We start from the raw sequence: 14692 nt of genomic DNA, 5'->3' as shown, positions 1-14692 counted from the left end.
GGAAGAACAAATTTAGGGGGTAAGCATGAAAAAAACGGCTCTTACATTTTTGACGGCACTATTGCTCGCTTCTGCGCTTGCAGGCTGCAGTTCCAGCAGTTCCGCCAGTGAGGATCTTTTCCGCTTTAAAAATTCCTATATTGGAGACCACAACGCTGTCATTGGCATTCTCCGGCAGCTGCCAGGCGGCGGACAAATGAAACAATTGGCTCTTCAGACGAACACAAAACCATACGGTCTGACAGCCCAATACAAAGAAGATATCAATAATGAAAAATCCACAAGTATGCGGAATGCCGCTTATGTTTTCACACTAGTCCAAAACGCAGAACAAGCCACCTTCCAATTCCCGAACGAAACATTTACCTATACAAAACAGCAGATCGAAAAACAGCTTGGAAAAGATCTGAAGGAAATTAAAAAAGAAGAAGAGCTGAAAAAATTATTAAAATGAAAAAGGGCCTGGACGATCCAGGCTCTTTCCCGTTACACTTTTCGGCCCAGGATGACCAAATCCCTGTCTCCATCCTCGAAACTCGCCACGCCCGGCAGCATGCCCCACTGTTCAAACCCAAATTTCTCAAACAGCTTGACGCTTGGGACATTCTGGCCAAAAATAAATCCAAGAAGATTTTTAATCTGAAGCGATGGTGCAGCCTGGATTGAAGTCTCCAGCAGCAAATGGCCGATCTTTTTCCCTCTGTATCCTTCATGCACGTAAATGCTTACTTCTGCCGTGTACTTGTAGGCTGCTCTTCCATAAAAGGTGTTAAAGCTCACCCATCCGCAAATGTTTCCATCCGCGTCTTCCCCGACCCAGAGCGGACGTTCAGGGGTATGCTGCTGAAACCACTCCTGTCTGCTCTCCACTGTAACCGGCTCAATATCAGCCGTAACCAGGCGCGAAGCCACCGTTGAATTGTAAATCTCTACAATGCTGTCCAAATCCTCTAAAAGCGCCTGCCGAATATTAATGTCCATTCCGAGTTCCTCCTATAAATAACAAAAGCCTTTTCTGATAGCGCTGAATGAGGTAATAAGAAAGAAGCACCCCGATTGCATCCTTCAGCAAATCAATCCACGTGGAAGACCGCAAAGGGGTGAACAGCTGATGAATTTCATCAATACCTCCGTATAAAATACAGACGAATATAGCTGCGATGCTCACTCCCCGTGTAAACCTGCCGTGGGCAGCAAAAGCGAAAAAAATCAGCCAATACAAAATGCCAAACTCAATTAAATGAAGAGAATCCTTAAAAAACTCCCAAAACTGAAACGTATCAGAAGGCGGATTCCCCTGCCGGCTCGATAAATACCAAATCAGCCCGGCATAAAGGAATGGCAAAACAGCAAATACCCGCTTCATCCAAAAAATCTCCTTCGAAAAAAGATGTATGTATAGTTCACAAACCTCAAGCAAACAATAAGAGTTAAAATTTTTTCAGCAAGTGTATATATTTTCAGAATTCTGTACAGAATGATTGCTGAGGTGATAATGATGAGAGAGGAAGAAAAGAAACGTACTTCTCTAAACTCTAAATTTCAACAGGTCTTAAGAAAACGCTGGGTATTCCCTGCAATCTATCTGGTCAGCGCCGCAGTTATTCTAACTGGTGTCTTATGGTACCAAGCTGCACGCGATACAAAGCACATTGCAGACAACCCATCGAACACAAACACTTCAAAAGGACATCAATCTGTTGAAGTTAACAAAGGCATTGAAACAGTCTCTATGCCTGTGCTGGACAAAGAATCTGTAAAAGTTGTAACCAATTTCTATGATGTTAACGCAAGCAAAGAAGCCCAAGTAGCAGCACTTGTCTCCTATAATAACACGTACAGACCGAACAAAGGCATCGACATCGCAAACAAGGATGGCAAGGAATTTGACGTCACTGCTTCTCTATCCGGAACAGTAACGAAAGCTGAAAAGGACCCAGTCCTTGGAAGTGTTGTAGAAATCAAAAATGCCAATGGTGTTGTGACAATGTATCAATCTCTATCATCTGTTGACATCCAAAAAGGCGATAAAGTCGCTCAAAACGAAATTATCGGAAGAGCAGGCAAAAGCCTATACAACCAAAAAGCTGGCGTACACGTTCACTTCGAGATCCGCAAAGACGGCAAAGCAGTAAACCCAAGCCAATTTATCGACAAGCCTGCAACAGCCATTACTGACAAAGTGGAAAGCACGAAAGCAGTAGACGGCAAAGCCAAGGAAAAGAAAGATAGCAAAAGCGAAAAAAAATCCGCTAAAGCTTCGGATGAATCTGCAAGTGCATAATTTGTGAAGAGAAAGGCTCCTGTCCTGTGAGGGAAAGGGGTCTTTTTTTTGTTTTAATACGGACAGGCGGGATTGAGAAAATATTAAATAAAAAATAGAGTTAGACCCCTGAATTAAATAACCATACTTGATTTATCGGAATTATCAACTTAAACTAAAAAGCAATAAGCAAGAATAATATAGGGTATTGAATAATGCCTTTTCATAAGCCTTGGGGACAATTTTTTACACAAATATGGGGGACGGAAAATTGAACTTATTTTGGTTTTTTCCAACAGCAGGGGATGAACGGTTTTTAGGGACGGAATTAGGTGCTCGCAAGGCAGACCTGCCTTACTTGAAACAAATTGCCGGTGCGCTGGATGATCTCGGTTATGACGGGGCACTGCTTCCGACAGGAGCCAATTGCGAGGATGCCTGGATTACAGCTTCGATGCTGGCATCTGTCACAAGCAGGCTGAAGTTTTTAGTGGCGCTGAGACCAGGGCTGATGTCGCCTACGCTTTCTGCCCGAATGGCAGCGAGCTTTGATCAGCTTTCAGAAGGGCGGCTGCTTTTAAATGTTGTAACAGGAGGAAATCCTGTGGAACAGGCGGGCTTCGGCAATTATTTAAAGCATGATGAGCGGTATGACATGACAGATGAATTTTTAACCGTATGGAGAGATCTGCTTCAAGGGAAAACGGTTGATTTTCACGGCAAGCACGTTTCTGTTACAGGTGCCGAGGTACCTGAGCAGCCTGTGCAAAAGCCTTACCCGCCGCTATTTTTCGGAGGCTCTTCAGAAGCCGGAAAAAATGTTGGATTGAAGCATGCGGATGTTCATCTGCTATGGGGCGAGCCGCCGGAAAAAATTAAGGAAAAAGTAGATGAAATGAGAAAGCGCGCGAAAGCAGAAGGCAGATCGATCAGCTTCGGCTTAAGGATGCATGTCATCGTCAGAGAAACGGAAAAAGCGGCATGGGATGCGGCCGATGAATTGATTCAATATGTGACAGATGAAACGATTGAAAAGTATCAGAAGAAACTGTCTGTGTTTGACTCAACCGCACAGAAAACGCAGGCCTCCCTGCACGGGGGCACCAAAATCAGGGAAAAGCTTGAGATTTCGCCTAACCTGTGGGCAGGTGTCGGCCTTGCGCGTGAAGGTGCAGGAACAGCGATTGTCGGCGACCCGGACATCGTCACAGAAAGACTGAAGGAATATCATGACATTGGAATTGATACGTTCATTCTCTCAGGCTACCCGCACCTGGAAGAGGCTTACCGATTTGCTGAACTTGTGTTTCCAAAGCTGAAGGATCAGCAAGTGAATATAAGAGGAATTGTTTGAGACTGGATCCTATGGGTTCAGTCTTTTTTCTTTTTGATAAAACACACTTGACTTATCGGAATTATCTGATTAGAATTAATCTCAAATCAATAGATTAGCTGATCAGAGGAACTGAAGGCGCCTTCTTGCTTAGAATAAGCAGAAGCGCCTTTTTTATTTAGACTTCTAGAGATAAAACATAGGGGGAGAGTAGGATATGAACGTATTTTGGTTTTTTCCAACAGCAGGAGATGAACGATTTTTAGGAACTCTTGAAGGAGCAAGAAAAGCAGATCTTCCTTACTTAAAGCAGATTGCAGGGGCACTGGACAATCTCGGCTATGATGGGGCACTGCTTCCAACGGGAGCGAACTGTGAAGATGCATGGATCACGGCTTCGATGCTTGCTTCTGTAACAAACAGACTGAAATTTCTTGTCGCGCTAAGGCCCGGACTGATGTCACCGACTCTTTCTGCCAGAATGGCGGCGACCTTTGACCAGCTTTCAGGCGGCCGCTTGCTTTTAAACATTGTAACAGGCGGCAACCCGGCTGAGCAGGCTGGCTTCGGCAATTATCTGGATCATGATGAACGCTATGAGCTGACAGATGAGTTTCTGACAATATGGAGAGATGTTCTTCAAGGAAAAACGGTTGACTTTAATGGCAAGCATCTATCTGTATCAAGGGCAGCCGTATCGGAAGCAGCCGTGCAGAAACCTTATCCGCCGCTCTATTTTGGAGGCTCTTCAGAGGCGGGGAAAAAAGTCGGGCTGAAGCATGCTGATGTGCATTTGTTATGGGGCGAACCCCCTGCAAAAATAAAGAAAAAAGTAGAGGAGATGAGAAAGCGGGCGAAGGCAGAAGGGAAGAATCTCCGTTTTGGGCTCAGGCTGCACGTTATTGTCAGGGAAACGGAAAAGGCTGCCTGGGATGCGGCTGACGAGCTCATTCAATATGTAACGGAAGAAACAATTGAAGCCTACCAAAAAAGATTTTCCCTTTTTGATTCTACCGCACAAAAAACACAGTCCTCTCTGCACGGCGGTTCTAAGCAGAGAAAGGACCTCGAGATTTCTCCGAATCTATGGGCCGGTGTCGGTCTTGCTCGGGAAGGAGCAGGGACAGCACTAGTCGGAGATCCTGATACTGTTGCAGCCAGATTAAAAGAGTACGAAGAAATTGGAATTGACACCTTTATCCTTTCCGGCTATCCCCATTTGGAGGAGGCCTACCGTTTTGCAGAGCTTGTTTTTCCAAAACTAAAAAATAAACCAGTGAATGTAAGGGAGGAAGCAATATGAAAAAATGGGCAGGTGTTCTTCTGGCAGCCAGCTTAACGTTAGCTGGCTGCTCAGCTGGCACTTCCGGGTCACCTGGAAGCGGCCAGAAGGAAAAAATCAGCTTTATCCATTGGCGCGGGGAGGATACGAAGGTATTCAACGAACTGATCAGCCAATTTGAGAAAGAAAATCCAAAGATCGATGTAGAAATGAACGTTTTCCCTTCTGATCAATATCAGACACTTGCTCAGACAAAATTAATGGATGGCACGGTTGGCGATGTGTTTGCCTCATTCCCCGGCGCACAATTCCAATCCATCGCAAAAGCTAATTTGTATGCTGACTTAACCGACAGCAAAGCCGTTAAAAACTACCAGCCCGAATACATAAAGGCAGGACAGAAGGATGGCAAGCAGCTCGCTGTTCCTTATCAGCTCGTATACAACATGCCGCTTTATAATGAAGAGATCTTCAAAAAGTATGGCCTGACACCTCCGAAAAATTGGGACGACTTCCTCGCAGCGGTGATGACACTGAAGAAAAACGGCCTTACCCCGATTGCTTTTCCTGGAGCTGATATTGGACCAGGCCAATTCATGAACACAATGGTGATGAACAATGCGCCTGATGACGCAGCCATCACAAATCTTGAAAAAGGCAAAAGCAAGCTGACGGAAGAATGGTGGGTTAAGACTCTCACGCAATTTAAAGAGCTCAAAGATGCAGGCGCCTTCCAGGACAATGAACTGGGAACCAAATCCGATGCGGCAGCCGCTTTGTTTGCTCAAGGAAAAGCTGCGATGCTGGCCACTGGAACCTACTCGATCTCTACAGTTAAATCCATTAACCCGAATATTAAGCTTCAGCTGCTGGCACCGATTACTGTACCGGAAAATCAGGCAAAGTGGGAAGGGATTCATACGACAACCTTCATGCTCGGCATCAACAGCCGCTCTCAGCATAAAGAAGCGGCGGAAAAATTCCTTGAATTCCTCAGTGATCCGAAGCATGCTTCCGATTATGCCAATAAAACGGTTCAGCACGTAACAGTGAAGGACGTTACCTACAGCTCTGAAGACCTGAAAAAGACAGCCGAATGGTCCAATAAGAAAACCAGATTTCAGCCGCGCTTCCTCATTCAGAATATGGATGTGCAGACGGCAGCAGTAAACTCCATTCAGGACGTCCTGAGCGGAACCGATCCGAAAGAAGCTGCAGCGAAGGCACAGAAAATTGTAGACCAGGCACTGGCTAAATAATCATGAAGGAAGGAAGAGGGCTGGCTCTTGCCCCTCTTCCTTTTTTTATAAAAGGGATGATAAAACGCAATGAGATACAGCAAAAGCATCTATTTATTTTTTCTTCCAGGCCTGCTGCTTTTTGCCGTCTTCTTTCTACTTCCGCTTGCCGAGACGGTATTTTACTCGTTTACGTCCTGGGATGGCTACACAGTAAACCCGCCATTTACCGGGTTGAAAAATTACACGCGCTTGATAGTGAACGATTCGATCTTTCATCAGTCCTTTTGGAATAATGCGAAATTTATGCTGTTTACAGTCATTCTGCAAACAGTGCTTTCCCTGATTTTGGCGCTTTATCTTTTGAAAAACAGCAAGGCAAGCATTTTTTTTAGAGCTCTATTTTTCTTTCCGACAATCCTTTCCTCTGTAGCTGTGGCTTTTTTATGGTCCTTTGTCTATGATCCAAGTCTTGGACTGTTAAATCAGCTGTTGAAAGCCATTCATCTGGACTTTTTGGCCTTAAATTGGATTGGTGATCCAAAAGGGGCGATTTTCTCCTTGGCCTTTGTCCAGGTATGGTCGCACATTGGCCAGATGATTGTGCTGTTTGTTGCAGGCATGCAGGCGATTCCGGCAGAGCTGTATGAATCCGCAGCACTTGAAGGAGGTTCAAAATGGGATATTTTCAAAAAAATTACCTGGCCGCTGCTGGCTCCAACAACAACCATTGTTGTAGCTTACACAACGATTCAGTCATTTAAAGCGTTTGATTTGATCTTCGCAATGACAAGGGGCGGGCCGAACTATTCCACAGAGATCCTCTCCACTTTTATCTATCATGCAGCATTTGAAAACTATCAATTCGGCTATGCTTCAGCGGCATCTGTTTTATTTATGATTCTGATCGGTGTTCTCACCTTCATTCAGTTTAAGCTGCTCCGGTCGAACAACGTCACTTATTAAGAAGGAGGCCAGCATGATAAGGACTGGTGCAACTAAGCCGATTCTCTTAATCGCCTATTCTATTCTAATTCTTGTGCCGCTAGCCACAGCACTCCTCACATCCTTTAAAAAAATGAATGATGTGTATGCTGGAGCGCTGGCACTCCCAAAAACATGGGTATTTTCCAACTTTACGCTCCTGCTTTTTGAAAAGTCCCTGCTGCGCTATTTTCTAAATAGCGTAACGGTGACCGCAGCATCTGTCTTTTTTGCGCTGTTTTTTGCCAGCATGATTGCGTACGGTATAACAAGGCTGAAATATAAGCAGGCAGGTATTCTGTTTGGGGTCTTTATGCTCGGCATGGTCGTCCCGGCTCAAACGATGATGGTCCCGCTGTATTCCTTCATGCTGAAAATGCATCTGACCAATTCGCTTGCAGGCCTCATCCTTGTTCACATAGCAGTTCTGCTTCCGATCTGTGTATTTATCTTAACGGGCTTTATGAGAACATTGCCGGAGGAATTGTTTGAAGCTGCACGAGTGGACGGCGCGACGGAATGGAGCATGTACAGAAGCATTGCCATTCCGCTCTCCCTGCCTTCTATCGCGATTACTGCCATCTTTTCCATGGTGATCGTCTGGAACGACCTGCTGTTTTCACTCCTGTTCATCACAAATGAAGAAAAAAAGACATTACCGCTTGCTCTTCTGCAATTTCAAGGGGAGTATTTAACGAACTACCCGGTACTATTTGCAGGCGTGCTGATCACTTCCCTTCCGCTCATCTTGCTGTACGTTTTCCTGCAGCGCTTCTTTATATCGGGTGCATTGAGCGGGGCGGTAAAGGGGTAATAGGAAGTAGGGGGCTGAATCCTTTGGGTTCAGTCTTTTTTAACATCTGAAGATAAAAAGGGTAACTGTGCATAAAGGCAGAAGCTGCTCATAAAGGCTCAAACCGCGCAAAACCGTGAGAGTCCGCGCATAAAAGGCCAAACCTGCGCATAACATTCTCAGTCCGCGCATAAAACAAAAATGCCGCGCAAAAATTCCTGAAACCCGCGCATAAACAGCAAACCACAGCTCCCAGCCAGTCCCATAACAGCAAAAATTCCTTCACCGCATGCCAAAATAGAACCCGAAGCCTTAAAAATAGCTCTCTGCCCATCAAATTTCCCTTCAAAAACACAATAAATACAAGAAACCCCTTGTCCTCATTGACTTTTTAGCATATATCCCTACCCAAGCTAATAAAATGTTACAAACCTAACAAAGAGAGTGTTTGAGGTGAGGACGTGGGTGTTCAAGGTAAATGGAGAAATAGAGGCATCTTAGAAAAAGCAAACATCAAAGCTGCGGGATTCCCTTCGTATGCGGGTCTCATTTCACACTTCTCACATCCATTTTAGGGAGGTCGAGTAGTGTGCACGATTACATCAAAGAACGTACAATCAAGATTGGAAAGTATATCGTTGAGACAAAGAAGACAGTTCGCGTGATTGCGAAGGAATTCGGTGTTTCGAAAAGTACTGTCCATAAGGATCTGACTGAAAGATTGCCCGAAATCAACCCTGATCTGGCCAATGAGGTAAAGGAAATTCTCGATTATCATAAATCGATCCGCCATCTTCGCGGCGGGGAAGCAACAAAGCTGAAGTATAAAAAAGAAGAAATTCTGGAAGAAGAAACAGTAAAATAAAAAAAATCTTCATTGCAAATCCATTTATTCCGCATACTAACAAAAACAGACTTTTTTTAGCAATTTATGATACAATATGAAATTAGAGCCCACCTGGGCAAAAAGCGGGAAAAGAGATTTGCAAGGAGGAAACTGGGAAAATGTTTGCGAGGGACATAGGAATTGACCTTGGAACAGCGAATGTGCTGATTCATGTTAAAGGAAAAGGCATTGTATTGAATGAGCCATCTGTTGTGGCTATGGATAAGAATACAGGCAGAGTTTTGGCAGTTGGTGAAGAAGCAAGGCGTATGGTTGGCCGTACTCCTGGGAATATTGTTGCGATTCGCCCTTTAAAAGACGGAGTCATTGCTGATTTTGAAGTAACAGAGGCAATGCTGAAGCATTTCATTAATAAGCTAAATGTAAAAGGGATTTTTTCAAAGCCCCGGATGCTGATTTGCTGCCCGACGAACATTACATCTGTTGAGCAGAAGGCCATTAAGGAAGCGGCTGAGAAAAGCGGCGGCAAGCAGGTTTATTTAGAAGAAGAGCCAAAGGTTGCAGCGATCGGTGCGGGAATGGATATTTTCCAGCCGAGCGGCAACATGGTAGTGGATATAGGCGGCGGTACGACGGATATTGCTGTGTTGTCAATGGGCGATATTGTTACCGCCTCCTCCATTAAAATGGCAGGGGACAAGTTCGACAGCGAAATCCTGAATTACATTAAAAAAGAGTACAAGTTACTAATTGGCGAACGTACAGCAGAAGACATCAAAATCAACGTCGCAACGGTATTCCCAGGCGCACGGAACGAAGAGATTGCCATTCGCGGACGCGATATGGTGACAGGTCTCCCTAGAACGATTACCGTTACATCAAGTGAAGTGGAACAAGCTCTAAGAGAGCAGGTAACCGTAATTGTACAAGCTGCAAAAGGCGTTTTGGAAAGAACACCGCCAGAGCTTTCTGCCGATATCATTGACAGAGGCGTTATTTTAACAGGCGGAGGAGCCTTGCTGAACGGTCTTGATCAGCTTTTGGCTGAGGAGCTGAAGGTACCGGTTTTCGTTGCCGAAAACCCGATGGACTGTGTCGCAGTCGGCACCGGCATTATGCTTGAAAATGTGGACAAGATTGCACGCCGCAAGCTTGGCTGATAAAGAAGAGTCCAGCAGAAATTGCTGGGCTTTTTTCTAAACAATCTTTATTGAAATGCCGATAATAAAAAAAGAGACAAATAGAAAATAAAACCCTGCTGACTGCCCCTTAAACATTCGTATATTCGACAAAATTAGACAAAATAAAAAGGACCCGGTCAGAGTGGGAGCAAAGACCGAGTCAAACACAATTTGAAAGGGGAACAAATAAATGTTCCTATTAGATTATACGATATTTAACAGAAATTTAAAGGGGTAGAGTCCTGAAAATGCAGTTTTTGTCGAAAAAAACTTTCAATAAGTGAACTTTTCATAAATAGTACCAACAAAAAGCAAGAGGTGAAAACATGTTAAGAGGGTTTTACACAGCTGCTGCAGGGATGATCGCAGAACAGCGCCGCACTGAAATGCTGTCCAATAATATGGCAAATGTGAACACTCCCGGCTATAAAGCAGACCAATCTTCCATCAGAGCTTTTCCGGAAATGCTTTTGAACCGGATGGAAAATGATACAGTGCCGGTTAACGGCGCATCTTCTTTTGGCACAAGCACGCCAATCGGATCGCTGAACACGGGCGCCTATATGCAGGAGGTTATGCCGCTGTTCTCACAAGGCGAAATCAGCGAAACCGGAATTCCTTCCGATGCGGCGATTGTAGAGCAGTCGGTACCGGAGAATGCGGAAACGGGCTTAAAGGGTTTCCTGATGTTTGCCGTTCAGTCTCCTGATGGAAATACACGCTATACGAGAAACGGCCATTTTTCCGTTAATGCAAACAATGAACTCACCTCACTTGGCAATCCCATCCTATCGACAGCAGGCAAGCCGATTCAAATTTCAGGCGAAGATTACAAAATCACTCCAGAAGGAAACGTCATCGTGAACGGCAGGCAGACCGCACAGCTTGATGTCCGTTTTGAAGGAGACGTCCGAAATCTTGTCAAAGAGGGCAGCGGGCTATTCCGTACTGCTGATAATGCCAATCTTCCAAGTGCTTCTGGCAATGGACAAGTGCAATACACGTTAAAACAGGGCTTTGTGGAGCGTTCTAACGTAGATACAGCCCGTTCTTATACAGACATGATGACAGCTTACAGGTCTTTTGAAGCGAATCAAAAAGTTCTTCAAGCCTATGACCGAAGCATGGACAAGGCCGCCAATGAAATTGGCCGGATCCGATAACGGGGGGAAAACGTAGCATGCTGCGCACAATGATCAACGCCGGAAATACAATGGGACAGCTTCAGCAGCAATTGGACGCAATTGGGCATAATATATCCAACATTGATACAGAAGGATATAAGAGGACAGACACAAGCTTTGCAGAAATGGTCCGCCAGCAGGTTGACAACCAGCCAGACAAAAAAGCGGAAACAGGACGCCTCACAGACTACGGCATCCGCATGGGCGCTGGGGCAAACCTGACGCAGAACATTGTTTATACGCAAGGGACCATTAAAACAACGGACAGGAAGCTGGACATTGCGTTAACAAAACCGGGCCAGTTTTTAAAAGTTGAGGGTGACGGCAAAGAGCTTTACACACGGAGCGGGGCGCTTTATCTTTCTCCGCTGAATGACGGCACTGGAAATTCCATGCTTGTTACTTCACAGGGATACCGCGTCCTTGATGAAAACAGCCTGCCGATTATTCTCGATGGATCCGGAGATATTAAAATTAATCAGGATGGCACGATCGTAGCATCTGCGGGAAATAGCCAGCTTGGAATTATACAAATCAATAAGCCGCAAAACCTTCTGCCGGCAGGCGAAAGCCTCTATAGCCTGAATGGAAATGACCCGCGAAGCTTAACGAATCTGACCGGAGCCGGAAGGCAGCAGATCGGCGTTCAGCAAGGAGCTCTGGAAATGGCCAACGTAGACTTGTCAAAGGAAATGACGGATATGACAATGGCTCAAAGAGCTTACCAGCTCAATGCAAAATCCATTACACTTGGCGATCAGATGCTCGGGCTGATTAACGGCATCCGCTAAAAGGAGCACTGACAGTGGTTTCTGATATGGCAGCAGACGGAAAACAAAGCAAGGAAACAAAGAAGATTTCGATATGGCTTCGTCTTGCACTTTTACTTGTGCTCGTCCTGCTTGCCTTTATCGGCGGAACCATGGCGGGATACGGCGGCCTCGGCGGTCTGAACCCGTTCGATGCCCTGAAATGGTCTACCTGGCAGCACATCATAGATCTGGTTGAAAAAAAGACGTGACAGGACTATACTTTTAACGGAGATCATTCGTATATAAAGGAGTCAATGCCATGCTTGATATTAACGAAATTAAAGACATTATTCCTCACCGCTATCCATTTTTGCTCGTTGACCGCATCCTTGAAGTCGAAGAAGGCAAAAAGGCAGTCGGACTTAAAAACGTAACAGCCAACGAACCGTTCTTCAACGGCCATTTCCCTGATTACCCAGTAATGCCTGGAGTCCTAATCGTTGAAGCACTGGCACAGGTCGGAGCAGTCGCCATGCTGAAAAAAGAAGAAAACAAAGGACGCCTCGCTTTCTTCACAGGCATCGACAACTGCCGGATGAGAGGTCAGGTTAAACCGGGCGATCAAATCCGCCTTGAAGTGGAAATGACAAGAGTCCGCAGCACAATGGGCAAAGGAAAAGGCGTTGCAACTGTTGATGGAGAAGTTGTTTGCGAAGCAGAAATTATGTTTGCGCTTGGTGAGAAGAAAGAGTAGGAGCAGCCTTAGGGCTGCTTTTTGTCTTCTATAAAGCAGAAATAAAAAAGGCACACCCTGTAAGCATGCCCGTCCCTCTATGATTTCGCTTCCTCCAGATTGTGCCACTTGCTTGAAAAAGCCTGAAGCAATTCCTCGCCGGTCAGCCCCTCATCAATCAATTCGGAAAGCAGTTTTTCTGCATCTCCCCGCGGTCTGTTGGCAGTCAGGCCGCCTTCAAATAATACGGAAACCTTATCCTGTTCAAGCTCCACAACCTCTTTGATCACAGCAGTAACCTTGGCTGGCGTGTTGGTCGATTTGGTAATCGTAACAAGCATTTGAAGCTCATCGTCTTTTTCCTTCAGCTCCTGAAAATAGGAAAGGTAATTTTTGTTCAGCAGAGCTTCAATCATCCAGCGGTTTTCACCGTCTTCCTTGTTGATGATCAAGCCGCCCTCCAAAGGAATTTCCGCGTACCGCTCATCGCGTTCGATCTTCATTCCGACTAGCCGAAAGGTCTTCATGCCTGGCCCTCCTTTATACCGTCCATTTTCTGACTATTATATCACAGAAAGTGCAGCTGGCGTCTTTCTTGAAAATCCCTTCCCCTTAAAGTTGAGGTATTAGCTTATGCAAGGCAAATGGTACAATAAAAGCAATAATCCAAAACTAGGGGCATGAAGCATGTTGAAAAATAAATTAATACTATCTATCTTTTTTATCGTTGTTATAATCGCGGCGATCATCTTTATCCCTCAGCTTCTTCAGAACAGACAAGCAGAGCAGACACAATCATCAGAGCCGCAGTCAGCTGAAACAGCAGGAGAAGCAACAAAGGAAGATGCAGCTGCGGATCAGAAAAACGCAGATACGAGTAAGCCTGCCGCAAAGCCTCTGCAAACAGATAATTCGAAAAGCACAGAAGAGCAGGCAAAAGAATTGCTGAAAGGGATGACACTCGAAGAAAAGGTCGGCCAGATGATGATGATCGGGATCCATGGCCATACGCTAAATTCTGAGGCAGAGGATATGATCCGGAATAAAAAGATCGGCGGCATCATTTACTTCAGCAGAAATATGTCAACGCCAGGCCAGGTGGCTGAGCTGTCCAATTCTTTGCAAAAGGAAGCGCTCAAAGAACGATTAAGGCTGCCGCTCATGATTGCACTTGACCAGGAGGGCGGGGCGATTACGAGGATGAAAGATAAAGTATCTCCTCTTCCGTCTCAGCAAAAAATCGGACAGAAGGCTGCCCCTGATGCAGCATACGAGGTTGCGAAGCTGAATGGGACTGAGCTTCGCGCCATGGGCGTCAATATTAATTTTGCCCCTGTGATGGACTTGTCAAAAACAGATTCAAGGTCGCTCGGGACAGATCCGATGAAAGCCTATCTATACGGCAGTAAAATCATCCAGGGCTTACAGTCGCAAAATATTACAGGAGCGCTGAAGCACTTTCCAGGCAACGGAAGAAGCTCGGTTGACCCGCACAAAGATACATCTGCTGTAGAGGCAAATGAAGCCGATCTGGAAAAATCGGATATTTATCCTTTTACACAAATGATCAAGAATACGGACAACCAGAATTTCTTTGTGATGGTGACGCATATTAAATACCCGGCTTATGACAAAGAAAAGCCGGCAAGCCTGTCGCCAGCCATTATTCAGGATCTGCTCCGCAAAAAGCTTGGCTATAAGGGGATCGTTGTAACGGACGACCTTGAAATGGGAGCCGTTAATAAATATTACTCCTTCAAGGACATGGGAGTCGAAGCGGTTAATGCTGGTGTGGATCTCCTGCTTGTGTGTCATGAATACAAGCACCAGGAAGAGATTTATAACGGGGTGCTGGAAGCCGTAAAAAGCGGAAAGATTAAGGAACAGCGCATTAATGAAGCGGTAACGAGAATTTTAATTCATAAGCTGGAAAAACATGATAGCACTGAGGCTGATCCGCAAAAGGCTGATCAGATTGTAGGAAGTCAGGAGCATCGGGAGCTTTTGAAGAAGCTGGGTTTTTAACTTGAGGGCCATTCATCTTTTGAGGTGGGTGGCTTTTTGTATTGTGAGGGTGCATATAAACAGCTGAACCCGCAACT

The 14692-nt window shown here is 45.3% G+C and carries 17 protein-coding genes; 14 read left to right on the top strand and 3 right to left on the bottom strand.

The window, feature by feature from the left end:
* Window positions 1-25 precede the first annotated feature (25 nt).
* Complete coding sequence (locus LRR81_RS10340; RefSeq protein ID WP_231789288.1) at window positions 26-454, top strand: DUF4825 domain-containing protein; 429 nt, start codon at window positions 26-28, stop codon at window positions 452-454.
* Between the two features lie 32 nt (window positions 455-486).
* Here the strand turns inward: LRR81_RS10340 and LRR81_RS10335 are convergent, their stop codons facing one another.
* Together LRR81_RS10335 and LRR81_RS10330 are read right to left on the bottom strand one after the other, a co-directional pair.
* Window positions 487-981 carry a GNAT family N-acetyltransferase gene (locus LRR81_RS10335; protein WP_231789287.1) on the bottom strand — a complete coding sequence of 165 codons (495 nt, stop codon included), beginning with the start codon at window positions 979-981 and terminating at the stop codon, window positions 487-489.
* Window positions 971-1366 carry a VanZ family protein gene (locus tag LRR81_RS10330; protein ID WP_231789286.1) on the bottom strand — a complete coding sequence of 132 codons (396 nt, stop codon included), beginning with the start codon at window positions 1364-1366 and terminating at the stop codon, window positions 971-973. Before LRR81_RS10330 ends, LRR81_RS10335 begins: the two co-directional genes overlap by 11 nt.
* Before the next feature lie 132 nt (window positions 1367-1498).
* On the opposite strand from LRR81_RS10330, the gene LRR81_RS10325 reads away from it, so the two are divergent.
* The 12 genes from LRR81_RS10325 to fabZ all read left to right on the top strand — a co-directional run bounded on the left by LRR81_RS10325 (window position 1499) and on the right by fabZ (window position 12611).
* On the top strand, window positions 1499-2284 hold the full coding sequence (locus tag LRR81_RS10325; RefSeq protein WP_231789285.1) for a M23 family metallopeptidase: 786 nt from the start codon (window positions 1499-1501) through the stop codon (window positions 2282-2284).
* A gap of 250 nt (window positions 2285-2534) precedes the next feature.
* Window positions 2535-3617: an FMNH2-dependent alkanesulfonate monooxygenase gene (gene ssuD, locus LRR81_RS10320; RefSeq protein WP_231789284.1), complete on the top strand. Its 1083-nt coding sequence runs from the start codon at window positions 2535-2537 to the stop codon at window positions 3615-3617.
* A 196-nt stretch (window positions 3618-3813) separates the two neighbouring features.
* The gene (ssuD, locus tag LRR81_RS10315) at window positions 3814-4899 is read left to right on the top strand and encodes an FMNH2-dependent alkanesulfonate monooxygenase (protein ID WP_231789283.1); all 1086 of its coding nucleotides are present in this window, start codon (window positions 3814-3816) and stop codon (window positions 4897-4899) included.
* Window positions 4896-6137, top strand: a complete 1242-nt coding sequence (locus LRR81_RS10310; protein WP_231789282.1) for an ABC transporter substrate-binding protein — start codon at window positions 4896-4898, stop codon at window positions 6135-6137. Before ssuD (LRR81_RS10315) ends, LRR81_RS10310 begins: the two co-directional genes overlap by 4 nt.
* A gap of 69 nt (window positions 6138-6206) precedes the next feature.
* The gene (locus LRR81_RS10305; protein WP_231789281.1) at window positions 6207-7082 is read left to right on the top strand and encodes a carbohydrate ABC transporter permease; all 876 of its coding nucleotides are present in this window, start codon (window positions 6207-6209) and stop codon (window positions 7080-7082) included.
* A gap of 13 nt (window positions 7083-7095) precedes the next feature.
* Complete coding sequence (locus tag LRR81_RS10300; RefSeq protein ID WP_231789280.1) at window positions 7096-7914, top strand: carbohydrate ABC transporter permease; 819 nt, start codon at window positions 7096-7098, stop codon at window positions 7912-7914.
* Between the two features lie 568 nt (window positions 7915-8482).
* Window positions 8483-8758, top strand: coding sequence for a sporulation transcriptional regulator SpoIIID (gene spoIIID, locus LRR81_RS10295; protein WP_231789279.1), 276 nt, complete (start codon window positions 8483-8485; stop codon window positions 8756-8758).
* A 140-nt stretch (window positions 8759-8898) separates the two neighbouring features.
* Entirely contained in the window at window positions 8899-9900 is a 1002-nt protein-coding gene (mreB, locus tag LRR81_RS10290) for a rod shape-determining protein (RefSeq protein ID WP_231789278.1), read from the top strand.
* A 347-nt stretch (window positions 9901-10247) separates the two neighbouring features.
* Window positions 10248-11084, top strand: coding sequence for a flagellar hook-basal body protein (locus LRR81_RS10285; RefSeq protein ID WP_231789277.1), 837 nt, complete (start codon window positions 10248-10250; stop codon window positions 11082-11084).
* Between the two features lie 17 nt (window positions 11085-11101).
* A complete protein-coding gene (locus LRR81_RS10280) occupies window positions 11102-11896 on the top strand; it encodes a flagellar hook-basal body protein (protein ID WP_231789276.1) in 795 nt (264 codons plus the stop codon).
* 14 nt (window positions 11897-11910) lie between these two features.
* A complete protein-coding gene (locus LRR81_RS10275; RefSeq protein WP_231789275.1) occupies window positions 11911-12126 on the top strand; it encodes a DNA-directed RNA polymerase subunit beta in 216 nt (71 codons plus the stop codon).
* A gap of 50 nt (window positions 12127-12176) precedes the next feature.
* Window positions 12177-12611: a 3-hydroxyacyl-ACP dehydratase FabZ gene (fabZ, locus tag LRR81_RS10270; RefSeq protein WP_231789274.1), complete on the top strand. Its 435-nt coding sequence runs from the start codon at window positions 12177-12179 to the stop codon at window positions 12609-12611.
* A gap of 77 nt (window positions 12612-12688) precedes the next feature.
* On the opposite strand, the gene LRR81_RS10265 is transcribed toward fabZ, so the two are convergent.
* On the bottom strand, window positions 12689-13117 hold the full coding sequence (locus LRR81_RS10265) for a YwpF-like family protein (protein ID WP_231789273.1): 429 nt from the start codon (window positions 13115-13117) through the stop codon (window positions 12689-12691).
* 160 nt (window positions 13118-13277) lie between these two features.
* Between LRR81_RS10265 and nagZ the strand changes: the two genes are divergently transcribed.
* Entirely contained in the window at window positions 13278-14615 is a 1338-nt protein-coding gene (gene nagZ, locus LRR81_RS10260) for a beta-N-acetylhexosaminidase (RefSeq protein ID WP_231789272.1), read from the top strand.
* Window positions 14616-14692 lie beyond the last annotated feature (77 nt).

The organism is Metabacillus kandeliae, assembly GCF_021166585.1.
GTDB lineage: Bacteria > Bacillota > Bacilli > Bacillales > Bacillaceae > Metabacillus_B > Metabacillus_B kandeliae.
The sequence above is the reverse complement of the archived record's forward strand: the minus strand, read 5'-3'. Positions and strand labels throughout refer to the sequence as shown.

Excerpts from the sequence above, each read along its gene's own strand:
- LRR81_RS10280 (WP_231789276.1), top strand. The coding sequence starts at position 11,102 with ATGCTGCGCACAATGATCAACGCCGGAAATACAATGGGACAGCTTCAG.
- LRR81_RS10305 (WP_231789281.1), top strand. The coding sequence starts at position 6,207 with ATGAGATACAGCAAAAGCATCTATTTATTTTTTCTTCCAGGCCTGCTG.
- LRR81_RS10285 (WP_231789277.1), top strand. The coding sequence starts at position 10,248 with ATGTTAAGAGGGTTTTACACAGCTGCTGCAGGGATGATCGCAGAACAG.
- LRR81_RS10330 (WP_231789286.1), bottom strand. The coding sequence starts at position 1,366 with ATGAAGCGGGTATTTGCTGTTTTGCCATTCCTTTATGCCGGGCTGATT.
- LRR81_RS10325 (WP_231789285.1), top strand. The coding sequence starts at position 1,499 with ATGAGAGAGGAAGAAAAGAAACGTACTTCTCTAAACTCTAAATTTCAA.
- LRR81_RS10300 (WP_231789280.1), top strand. The coding sequence starts at position 7,096 with ATGATAAGGACTGGTGCAACTAAGCCGATTCTCTTAATCGCCTATTCT.
- LRR81_RS10335 (WP_231789287.1), bottom strand. The coding sequence starts at position 981 with ATGGACATTAATATTCGGCAGGCGCTTTTAGAGGATTTGGACAGCATT.
- ssuD (WP_231789283.1), top strand. The coding sequence starts at position 3,814 with ATGAACGTATTTTGGTTTTTTCCAACAGCAGGAGATGAACGATTTTTA.
- fabZ (WP_231789274.1), top strand. The coding sequence starts at position 12,177 with ATGCTTGATATTAACGAAATTAAAGACATTATTCCTCACCGCTATCCA.
- LRR81_RS10265 (WP_231789273.1), bottom strand. The coding sequence starts at position 13,117 with ATGAAGACCTTTCGGCTAGTCGGAATGAAGATCGAACGCGATGAGCGG.
- nagZ (WP_231789272.1), top strand. The coding sequence starts at position 13,278 with ATGTTGAAAAATAAATTAATACTATCTATCTTTTTTATCGTTGTTATA.
- LRR81_RS10310 (WP_231789282.1), top strand. The coding sequence starts at position 4,896 with ATGAAAAAATGGGCAGGTGTTCTTCTGGCAGCCAGCTTAACGTTAGCT.
- mreB (WP_231789278.1), top strand. The coding sequence starts at position 8,899 with ATGTTTGCGAGGGACATAGGAATTGACCTTGGAACAGCGAATGTGCTG.
- LRR81_RS10340 (WP_231789288.1), top strand. The coding sequence starts at position 26 with ATGAAAAAAACGGCTCTTACATTTTTGACGGCACTATTGCTCGCTTCT.